This window comes from Rhizobium sp. USDA 3886 (assembly GCF_056279785.1).
In genome coordinates, this window is record NZ_JBWCDC010000001.1 from 3,031,740 (window position 1) to 3,042,500 (window position 10,761).

Annotated in this window: 7 protein-coding genes, 1 tRNA gene, 2 rRNA genes and 1 pseudogene (1 of these 11 cut by a window edge); 1 reads left to right on the forward strand and 10 read right to left on the reverse strand. The window is 57.6% G+C overall.

The window, feature by feature from the left end; genetic code table 11:
* Nucleotides 1–43: 43 nt before the first annotated feature.
* The gene (locus ACZ9BX_RS15515) at nt 44–673 is read right to left on the reverse strand and encodes a LysE/ArgO family amino acid transporter (protein WP_476218782.1); all 630 of its coding nucleotides are present in this window, start codon (nt 671–673) and stop codon (nt 44–46) included.
* A 321-nt stretch (nt 674–994) separates the two neighbouring features.
* Here ACZ9BX_RS15515 and ACZ9BX_RS15520 point away from each other — a divergent pair.
* Nucleotides 995–1,358, forward strand: a pseudogene (locus ACZ9BX_RS15520) (cupin domain-containing protein).
* A gap of 352 nt (nt 1,359–1,710) precedes the next feature.
* On the opposite strand, the gene ACZ9BX_RS15525 reads toward ACZ9BX_RS15520, so the two are convergent.
* From ACZ9BX_RS15525 to ACZ9BX_RS15565, 9 genes are all read right to left on the reverse strand, one after another.
* The gene (locus tag ACZ9BX_RS15525; RefSeq protein WP_476218783.1) at nt 1,711–2,718 is read right to left on the reverse strand and encodes a ScyD/ScyE family protein; all 1,008 of its coding nucleotides are present in this window, start codon (nt 2,716–2,718) and stop codon (nt 1,711–1,713) included.
* Nucleotides 2,697–3,437, reverse strand: a complete 741-nt coding sequence (locus ACZ9BX_RS15530; RefSeq protein WP_476220034.1) for a formylglycine-generating enzyme family protein — start codon at nt 3,435–3,437, stop codon at nt 2,697–2,699. Before ACZ9BX_RS15530 ends, ACZ9BX_RS15525 begins: the two co-directional genes overlap by 22 nt.
* A gap of 16 nt (nt 3,438–3,453) precedes the next feature.
* The gene (locus tag ACZ9BX_RS15535; RefSeq protein WP_476218784.1) at nt 3,454–4,515 is read right to left on the reverse strand and encodes an ABC transporter ATP-binding protein; all 1,062 of its coding nucleotides are present in this window, start codon (nt 4,513–4,515) and stop codon (nt 3,454–3,456) included.
* 5 nt (nt 4,516–4,520) lie between these two features.
* Nucleotides 4,521–5,390 (reverse strand): carbohydrate ABC transporter permease, encoded by an 870-nt coding sequence (locus ACZ9BX_RS15540; protein ID WP_476218785.1) that lies wholly within the window; start codon nt 5,388–5,390, stop codon nt 4,521–4,523.
* A 2-nt stretch (nt 5,391–5,392) separates the two neighbouring features.
* On the reverse strand, nt 5,393–6,226 hold the full coding sequence (locus ACZ9BX_RS15545; protein WP_476218786.1) for a carbohydrate ABC transporter permease: 834 nt from the start codon (nt 6,224–6,226) through the stop codon (nt 5,393–5,395).
* Between the two features lie 240 nt (nt 6,227–6,466).
* Complete coding sequence (locus tag ACZ9BX_RS15550) at nt 6,467–7,726, reverse strand: ABC transporter substrate-binding protein (RefSeq protein WP_476218787.1); 1,260 nt, start codon at nt 7,724–7,726, stop codon at nt 6,467–6,469.
* A 424-nt stretch (nt 7,727–8,150) separates the two neighbouring features.
* Nucleotides 8,151–8,227: transfer RNA gene (locus tag ACZ9BX_RS15555), tRNA-Met, on the reverse strand.
* Between the two features lie 113 nt (nt 8,228–8,340).
* A 5S ribosomal RNA gene (rrf, locus tag ACZ9BX_RS15560) occupies nt 8,341–8,455 on the reverse strand.
* A 121-nt stretch (nt 8,456–8,576) separates the two neighbouring features.
* A 23S ribosomal RNA gene (locus ACZ9BX_RS15565) occupies nt 8,577–10,761 on the reverse strand (it continues 785 nt past the right edge of the window).

A 10,761-nucleotide genomic window follows, 5' to 3' on the forward strand; every position in this document is an offset into this window, starting at 1 on the left:
ACGATGGGCTTCGCCTTTCAGCCAAACCCGACCTCATCTTTCTCTAGACCAGGATGTTTGCGGCCAGGAGAAGGGCTGCGAGGATCAGAACGATGCCCGCGATTGCGTCCATCCGTTTGCGGTAGATCGGGTGGTCGAAGCAGCGGGACAGGCTTACGCCGGCCAGGCTCCAGCCATAGAACTTGATCGCGGAAGCCGCGAGGAACCCGGCTCCGAATCCCGCCTGTTCCTCGCTGCCGTAGCTGAAAGAGAGAACGCCGACGAGAAACATCGCCTCGAGCCAGACCAACGGGTTGAGCCAGGTGACAACAAGCATCGAACCGATCGCTTGGAACCGCGACTTGCTATGTGCCGTGACAACCTGCGTCCTGGATGTCCGGCTAATTTTGTGCAGCGTTCTCGCCCCCGACCATGCGAGAAATCCGGCGCATACCGCCTGCAGAATACCGGAGAGCGTCGGATGGTGCGTCAGCAGTGTTCCAAACCCCCCAATGCCCATAGTAACAAGCGCGATTTCAGAGACGTAGCCGGTGGAAGCGACTGCAAAGGGGTGGCTGCGCGTTAAGCCCGCCCGGATAAGCATGAGGTTCTGCGGGCCGAGGGAAAAGATGAGCCCGAGGCCGAACACGAAGCCGGATGCCACTGCCGGCGACAACAAACCGTCGGCGGTCACCGCCCGGTATCCCTGCGCCACCGGACAGGCAGCCTGGTGTGCTGCCTCTTAACAGACCCCGGCCTTCCCGTTCGCGGACCCTTCTGCATCTCTTGCCTCCCACCCGTTCGGGTTTACCGAGGCTCGCGATCCGGCCGACGTTACAAACGCGGTCGGATCGCTCGCCTCACGACGCGGCGCAATGTGGAAGGCAAGCGCATATGGATCACTTACGGAACAAGCGGGCCCGTCCGGCGGACACATCGTCAATACACGAGCGCACTTAAATGGTCGCAGCGGCCTCAAAGGCGAAGGCTCTAACAATGCGGAAAGGAAGACCATATGAAAATGTCTCATATCATGACGGGTGCGCTGCTGATCGTTGGAAGCGGATTGGCGCTGCACGCGGCCAACGCGCAGCAACCGGGGATTCAACGCACCGACCTTGTGCAGCACGACCTCAGCATACCCGGGCGCGATCTCCATCAAGCACTCTCATCCGGGCGAAGAGGTGGCCTATGTCCTCGAAGGCTCGCTGGAATACCAGCTCGAGGGTAGAGCGCCGGTCACCCTTCATGCCGGCGAGGCCCTGTTCATTCCGACCGGGGTGGCTCATGTCGCGAAGAATGTCGGCAGCGGCAAGGCATCGGACCTCGCGACCTACATCGTCGAGAAAGGCAGCCCGCTTGTCGTTCCGGTCAAGTGAGCGTTTCGACATAGATCCCCAGAGCAGAGTAAAGCGGTGAAGCTACCCCATCTGGCGGGCGCATTGCGGCGAGTTTATTCGTAGCTGAGCAATGAATGAACTGATGAACTCGGGCGTGAACTGCTATGTCTGCTCCTATGTCTGAACATAGAACTTTCCACATGATTGGAACCGCGGGGATACGAAACAAGGTCTCTGCCACTAGAACGCAAAAAACCCCTGCCTATGGTAAGGCAGGGTTTCGCAAGTTTCATTGGTACAGGGGGCCTGAAACCACAGAGACTTGTATGGCCTTCTTCGGATGTAGGCACTGATAAGCAGCCCATGCATCGAAGCACTCTCGCGCCGGTGGTCAACGAGCAGATTCGCGTGTCAGAAAATGGAGATTGCCGCCTAACTCGGAAACGACGAGCCTCCGGTCGTCCCAAACGAGGACGGACACTGGTCGCGTCAGGCCGTCGAGAATGATCTTTCGGTCGGGTGTCATTTTATTGAGCTGGAGCAACCGCCCGCTACCCTTTTGAAAACCTTCTTTTTGGTTATAGGTGCCGTGTTCGAGGACAAGCATCTCTCCATCATTGTCGAAGGCGATACTCACTGGCGCATTGAGTCCTTCGACGTCAAGCTGCGGCTTCAACACATGGCCGGCTTCGGGAAGCGAAACGATCTTTCCAGCACCAGCAAGGAAAGGAAAGCCGCCGAACAACGCAATATAGAGGCGCCCGTCTCGAAGGGCGATGCCGGTCGGCACCGCGTCGACTTCGTAGCTGTTGCCTTCCGCGAACTCCGTCGGCGAAAGGCTGCGCAACCCCGTGGCCGCTTCCGCCATGCGGCGGAATGTCATGAGCGTGCTTTTCCGGCCGTCCGCCTGCAGGCGTTCGATACTGTTTCGAGCGGAGTCGATCACATAGTAGGTTCCGCCCGCCACGATGAAATCGAACGGATTCCAGAAATCGCTGCTGATGGTACGGGCCTGACCGGCGGTGTCGATCGCAACAAGAGCGTGGTCGAACGGACCCTCATCGGAATTGACCGGTGTCCATCCCTGGGCGACCACAAAGACATCGCCGGCCCGGACGACACGATAGGGACCGGTCGGGTCGCCGATAACGTCGAGGCCATGGGGAAATATCGGACCGAATGTGACAAGCTTGCCATCCACGCCACGCCGGTAAAGCCGGCCGCTGGCGAGGTCGCTGACGAGCAAGCCCCCGGCATCACGGGACAGGCCGGCGAAAGCGGCGCCCGGCATGTTAAAGGTCTCGAGCTTGTAGCCGGGCGCAACCGCCGGCTCGGCGCCAGCGCCGGCTGCTTGGGACAGAAGACCAGTGACGATAATCAAGGCGCAGAACGGACGCATCGGAAGCCACCATTGGCTGAGAATCGGAATTCGGGATCATAGGCGAGGCGATAGGTCGTGGTAAGGTGATTGGGATCGCTGTTCCATGAGCCGCCGCGAAGCACGCGGTATAGCCCGGTGCTTCTCGCGAAGGTCCCGCCTTCATACGGCGCATAGTAATCGTTGGTCCATTCCCAGACATTGCCGATCAGATTGAGTACGCCCTCTTGGCTCGCGCCTGCAGCAAAGGCCTCCGCAGGCGCAGTCATCACGTAGCCATCGCGCGCGTCGGCGGTGCAGCAGGCATCCGCTCCGGAATTTGCCCGCATATTGTCGGGGGGCGCGGCACCCCATGGAAACGCGCCGCCCTCCGTTCCTCGCGCTGCCCTCTCGTATTGCTGCTCCGACGGCAGAGCCAATCCGTAGTGGCGGCAAAAGGCATCGGCGTCTTCCCAGTTCACCCCGACGACCGGCCTGTCGTCCAATCCGAGGATCGGATGATTTGCGTAGAAGGCCGGACGGTGACCGCTGGCATGGATGAAGCGTCGATACTGCCGATTGGTGATCTCGGTACGATTAATCGCGAACGCTCGACCCTCCAGCGCGCGGCGCGGGCGTTCGTTTTCGGGGCCGCCGTTACGGCCAAAGACGAACGCGCCCGCAGGAATTTCAATCAGCGGATTTCCAATGATCGGGCCGACATCGGCAGCGGCCGCGCGGAATGCAAGGGTGACCGCCATCGCCGCCGCGCAAAGGCTAGAAGTCAACACGATATTGCGTCTCTCCATCGAACAGAAACACCCGATCCGTGGCAACCTTGACGCCGATCTGCTGGTCGATCTGACCGGTGAAATTCTTGTCGGCGCGCAAGGTCATGAGCTGGCCACCCAACCGCAGGCTGACAAGCGTGTTTTCACCGGTGAGTTCCACCGAATAGATCGGCGCAACCAGGTTGACGTCCGCATCCGCGGCTTCGGTCGGATGGACGTCTTCCGAGCGGACCCCGAGGACGGCGCGCGAGAGGTTTGCCTGGCCGATACCCCCCACCTTGAGGCCGGCACTAACGAATACACCGTTCCTCACTTCCCCCGGAATCAGGTTCATCGGCGGCGAGCCTATAAATCCGGCAACGAAGAGGGTGCGCGGATCGTTGTAGATTTCTCGCGGCGTCCCGAGCTGCTCGATCACACCCTTGTTCATCACGGCCACGCGGTGGGCAAGCGTCATGGCTTCTATCTGGTCGTGGGTGACGTAGATCGTCGTGACCTGCAGTTCATGTTGAAGGTGCTTCAGCTCGGCGCGCATCTGGGTGCGAAGCTTGGCATCGAGATTGGACAGCGGCTCGTCCATGAGAAAGACACGTGGCGTACGGACGATGGCGCGAGCGAGAGCTACTCGCTGGCGCTGACCGCCGGAAAGTTCCTTCGGCAGACGTGACAACATCGAGTCGAGCTCCACACGCCGTGCGACTTCGGCTATCCGTCGCTTGCATTCAGCGGGCGGCACTTTGCGGATCTTCAGCGGGTAGCCGATATTGTCCTCAACGGTGAGGTGCGGATACAAAGCATATGACTGGAAGACCATTGCAACGTCGCGATACTTGGGCAAAACACCATTGATGCGGTCCGCATCGATGTAGATATCGCCGAACGTCGCTTCCTCGAGACCCGCAACCATGCGCATAGTCGTTGTCTTGCCGCAACCGGAAGGTCCGAGCAGAACGAGAAACTCTTTGTCCCTGACCTCGAGGTTGAAATTTGTCACGGCGACGAATTCGCCGAACTTCTTGCAGACGTTTTTGAACGTGACGGACGCCATAGGCTTCAACCTTTGACGGCGCCCAGGGACAACCCCCGGACGAGATGCTTCTGGACGATGAAGGCGAAGATGACGATTGGCACACATGCCATGAACCCGGCCGCACTGATTTCGCCCCAATAGGTGCTGTACTGCGTTACGCGCCCGGCAATACCGATCGGCAGCGTCTGCGACTGCTCGGTCAGCGTAACGATGAGAGACAACAGAAACTCGTTCCAAGAGATGATCAGACAGAAGATTGCGGTAGCCGCCAGCCCTGGCCGGGCGAGAGGCAACGCCACGTGCAGGAATGCGCCCCATCGTGTGTCGCCGTCAACGATCGCTGCCTCCTCCAGCTCGACCGGAAGATCCTGGAAATAGCTCTTCATCATCCACGTCGCGAAGGGCAGATTGAACGCGGTGTAGGCGACAATGAGAGCCGACTTCGTGTTGAGCATGTCGAAATAGTTGAAGAACAGATAGAGCGGAATGATGCTGACGATGGGCGGCATCATGCGCGTCGACAGGATCCAGAACGAAATCTGCTTCCGCCACTGCCACGGATAGCTGAACCGTGCCAGGGCGTAGCCCGCCATGGTGCCGAAGGTCACGGAAACGATGGTCGTTCCTACGGCGACGAGAAAGCTGTTCAGGGCGTAGCGCAGAAACGGTCGTTGGATGAACGCCTGGTCGTAGTGTTTCAGCGTCGGGTTAAGGGGCAGCCACTCCGGCGGGACTGCGAAAATGTCGATATCAAACTTGAACGAGTTCGATGCAATCCAATAGATGGGAAAAAGTGTGACGACCAGCGCGACAAGGATCGTCAGATAGGCCGACAAGCGGATGAGCACCTCTCTGGTACGGCTGCGCGCGTGTATGGTTTTTGCCATTGTCATGGTTAGTCCGCCAGCCGCATGCGTTTCATGAACCAAGTGCTCAGAATGATCGTCACAAACAGCACGAAAAGCGACATCGCCGCCGCGTAGCCGGGATCGGCGAAGCGGTAGGCGACCTGATAGATGTAGAGGCTCAAGACCTTGGTCCGGTCGGCCGGGCCTCCTCCCGTCAGGATGAAGACTAGATCGAAAAGACGCAGTGCATCCATGACACGCAGGAGCAAGGCAATGGCGATAACCGGCTTGAGGAAGGGCAGCGTCAAGTCCCGGAACTGCTGCCAGGACGAGGCGCCGTCGAGCGCGGCGGCCTCGTAGGGCTCAACCGGCAGGCTGGCCAATCCCGCCAACATCAGAAGGAATATGAACGGCGTCCATTGCCAGACATCGGCGACGATGATCGAGAACATCGCGAGGTTCACGTCGCCCGCCCATGCCTGCAATGGCAGACCGAGGCGGAACATGATTTCGTTCAGGACGCCGAACTGAGGCTCATAGATGAGCTTCCATGTGATCGCGACCGCGATCGGTGGCAGCATCATGGGGATCATCAGGACGGTCTTCAGAAAAGTCAGCCTGCGGATGAATTTATCGAGGAGCAGCGCCAGACCGAGACCAAGCAGGAATTCGGTCGCCACCGCAGCGACTGTGAATATGATGGTGTTCCATAGCGCGATATGAAATTGCGCGTCGGAAAGAAGCCGCGCGAAATTGCCGGCACCGACGAACTCCCAGGGCAGATCGGGATTCGGGCTGATTTTGTGAACCGCCGCATAGAACATGTAGACGCTGGGAAAGATCGTCAGCCCCAGCAATATGAGGACCGTCGGTGCGAGCATGAGGAAGCGCAGGTGACGCTCTGCCCAGCGCTCCAGACCGCTACCCGGCGCGGAACTCTGCGGTCGATGTGCCGCTTTCGGACGTCAACATTGTCCTCTTCCGTAGAGCCCCATCCCGGCCTGGGTCCGCAAACCCGGCTCCGCCTGGCGGCTAAATAGAACGCCGCGCATCCGATTGGACACGCTAGAGACGCTCTATCCCTTTGAATCTGCGTATAACCTTTCCGAAATCGTTATGTGCTAGTAAATGTTCGTAATCCGTGAGACAGCCTCCTGAGCATTCTTCAGGGCCTCTTCTGGTGTGACCGTGCCCGCGACGGCTTTGGAAAGCTCTATGCCGAAGGCATTTTCGATCTCCGGCCACTTCGGGTGACGCGGACGGGGGGTCGAGGCCTGGATCGCCTCCATCAGCACTGGATAGTGTCGGAACTTCTCTTGCGAGGTCAGTTCCGGATCGGTGAAGACCGAGGTCCGGACAGGCGGATTGCCGCGTGTGGCGGAAATCTTTATCTGTTCGGCCGAGGTTGCCCACACCATGAAGTCGAAGGCTTCCTGCTTGTTCTTGGAAGCGGACATGATGCCCATGGTCCAGTGGCCGATTTCCGAGCTGCCCGGTTTGGTTCCAGCGGGAATAGAGCTGTAGGAGATCTTGCCAACCATCTTCGACTGGCTCGGATCTTCGAAGGTCGCAACCCAGTTCGGCCAGTTGATCGATGAAGCAGCAGTACCGGCGGCTAGCGCCGTGCCGACCTCGTTGGCATTGTAGCTCTCCACGCCTTTCGGCGAGACGGCGCGCAGCGCCATGAATGTCTTCATGGCAGCGGCCCCTTCCGGTGTGTCGATCGTTACCTTAGTTCGGTCGGAGTTGAACATATCAGCGCCATAAGACCAGAAGATCGGCATGAAGTCGGCAACCACGGGGTTGCCCTGACCGCCGCGGAAGACGTAGCCGAAATAACGGCCACCTCCGTTTTCGGTCAGCGTCTTGCTCGCCTTCAGTACGTCATCCCAGGTCTTCGGGGCATCGACGCCGGCTTCCTTGTACTTGGCAGCGTCATAAAAGAACATCTGCGCATTTCCCACATAGGGCAGGCATACATAGGGTCCCGTATCGTAAGGGTTGCGGCAGACCGCCAGCGACTTCGAAAGGAAATCGCTGTCCGGTCCTTCCATTCCGGCCTCCTTGAAGAAAGCCGTTAGATCCTCCAGATGTCCGTTCTCGGCGAAAAATGGAATCCACGGGTCGTCCATGAGGATGATATCGAAGACGCCGGACTTGGTGGCGCCGGCATTGGCGCCCTGCTCGAACACGTTGGCATAAGGCGCCTGAACGGCCTCTACCTTCGTGCCCTTCATCTTCGCGTAGTCTTCAGCGGCGGCTCTAAGGCCGTCGCCCTCGCTGCCCGAAGGTACGAGGATGGTGATGTCGGCCCATGCGGCTCCGTTGATCGCGAGTGCGGACGTCGCAATAGCCAAGGTGAGAAACAATTTGCGAAGCATTGTACACCTCCCATTCCGAGCTGTTATCCAAAGGCCTTTCATAGGGGCCTCGCCCTTTCCAGCATGGCGGAAAATGCTACTTCGACGCCTGTGCGAACCACTTTCCGACAAACCGAAACATCCCCCGCATCTCCTCCTGGAGCCGGGCGTATTCCCGGCGTTAATTTTATCACATCGAGAGCTATATTTAGAGAGCTTATATTAGCATTCTGTGGATTTTCGCCCTAGCTATTCGGGGAGATGAAGAAGCTGGGCCCGCTCGGAAGCGGGAGGTGGTGAAGGGCATGTGCCGCGACTGGGTGATCTCGATCCGACGTGCCTGCGGTCCTGCGGTGGCAACCGGGCGGTTACGATGTTCTATGTGCTTTTTGACGCAAAAAGGGCTCCGAGTTTCCTCGAAGCCCATTGAATTGGTTGTCAATTTTGGTTGCGGGGGCAGGATTTGAACCTGCGGCCTTCAGGTTATGAGCCTGACGAGCTACCGGGCTGCTCCACCCCGCGTTATATTTCTGTTCTGTGTTTAAAGCGCAACGGACCGCTTTGAGGGCGGCCCGTTTTGATTGGCTGAGGGCCGTTTGTTTCGTGTTGAGAAGATTGTTAGTTGCGTTTCGCAGACCTGGCAGCGACCGACTCTCCCGCGTCTTGAGACGAAGTACCATGGGCGCTGGGGCGTTTCACGGCCGTGTTCGGAATGGGAACGGGTGCAGCCACCCCGCCATAACCACCAGGTCAGCGAAGCGCAACTATTTGAGAAGCTGGTACAGGAGTGATTTGTCACTCGTGTTTTGTTTTGAACACGTATCGATGGTCATCAGCGCCTTTGGCGCCTTGATGAGCATGGTCAATGAGAACGATCAAGCCGATCGAGCTATTAGTACCGGTAAGCTTCATGCATTGCTGCACTTCCACACCCGGCCTATCAACGTGGTCGTCTTCCACGGCTCTGATAGGGAACACTCGTTTTCAGGTGGGTTTCCCGCTTAGATGCCTTCAGCGGTTATCCCTTCCATATGTAGCTACCCTGCTATGCCCTTGGCAGGACAACAGGTCCACCAGAGATATGTCCATCCCGGTCCTCTCGTACTAGGGACAGATCCTGTCAATATTCCTACACCCACGGCAGATAGGGACCGAACTGTCTCACGACGTTCTGAACCCAGCTCACGTACCGCTTTAATTGGCGAACAGCCAAACCCTTGGGACCTGCTCCAGCCCCAGGATGCGATGAGCCGACATCGAGGTGCCAAACAACCCCGTCGATATGGACTCTTGGGGGTCATCAGCCTGTTATCCCCGGCGTACCTTTTATCCGTTGAGCGATGGCCCTTCCACGCGGGACCACCGGATCACTATGACCGACTTTCGTCTCTGCTCGACTTGTCAGTCTCGCAGTCAGGCGGGCTTATGCCATTGCACTCGACGACCGATTTCCGACCGGTCTGAGCCCACCATCGCGCGCCTCCGTTACTCTTTCGGAGGCGACCGCCCCAGTCAAACTACCCACCATACACTGTCCCGGATCCGGATAACGGACCGCGGTTAGACATCCATGACGATAAGGGTGGTATTTCAAGGATGGCTCCACGGAAACTGGCGTCCCCGCTTCAAAGCCTACCACCTATCCTACACATGCCGACACGAATGCCAGTGTAAAGCTATAGTAAAGGTGCACGGGGTCTTTCCGTCTGACCGCAGGAACCCCGCATCTTCACGGGGAATTCAATTTCACTGAGTCTATGTTGGAGACAGCGGGGAAGTCGTTACGCCATTCGTGCAGGTCGGAACTTACCCGACAAGGAATTTCGCTACCTTAGGACCGTTATAGTTACGGCCGCCGTTTACTGGGGCTTCAGTTCAAAGCTTGCACCTCTCCCTTTAACCTTCCAGCACCGGGCAGGCGTCAGACCCTATACGTCGTCTTGCGACTTCGCAGAGCCCTGTGTTTTTGATAAACAGTCGCTACCCCCTGGTCTGTGCCACCCCATCATACTTGCGTAAAATGGGGTCACGCTTCTTCCGAAGTTACGCGTGCAATTTGCCGAGTTCCTTCAACATAGTTCTCTCAAGCGCCTTGGTATACTCTACCTGACCACCTGTGTCGGTTTCGGGTACGGTCTATACGGTGGAGCTGTTTCCTGGAACCGCGTCCCTGCAAGATCAATCCAATAAGACCTTACAAGTTGAGCAATCCGTCACTACCACCAGGCCCACGAATATTAACGTGGTTCCCATCGACTACGCGTGTCCGCCTCGTCTTAGGGGCCGGCTAACCCTGCTCAGATTAACTTTAAGCAGGAACCCTTGGTCTTTCGGCGAGAGGGTCTCTCACCCTCTTTATCGTTACTCATGTCAACATTCGCACTTCCGATACCTCCAGGATGTCTCACGACTGTCCCTTCACAGGCTTACGGAACGCTCCGCTACCACGTGTATTGCTACACATCCTCAGCTTCGGTGCATGGCTTCAGCCCCGTTACATTTTCGGCGCAAAGACCCTTATTTAGACCAGTGAGCTGTTACGCTTTCTTTAAATGATGGCTGCTTCTAAGCCAACATCCTGGTTGTTTTGGGATCCTCACATCCTTTCCCACTTAGCCATGACTTGGGGACCTTAGCTGGAGGTCAGGGTTGTTGCCCTTTTCACGACGGACGTTAGCACCCGCCGTGTGTCTGCCGATTAGTACTCCCCGGTATTCGGAGTTTGGTTAGGATCAGTAAGACGGTGAGTCCCCATAGCCCATCCAGTGCTCTACCCCCGGGGGTATTCGATCGACGCTCTACCTAAATAGATTTCGCGGAGAACCAGCTATTTCCGAGTTTGATTGGCCTTTCACCCCTAGCCACAAGTCATCCCAATCTATTGCAACAGATGCGGGTTCGGTCCTCCAGTTGGTGTTACCCAACCTTCAACCTGCTCATGGCTAGATCACTCGGTTTCGGGTCTAATGCAACAAACTAAATCGCCCTATTCAGACTCGCTTTCGCTGCGCCTACACCTACCGGCTTAAGCTTGCTTGTTACACTAAGTCGTTGAC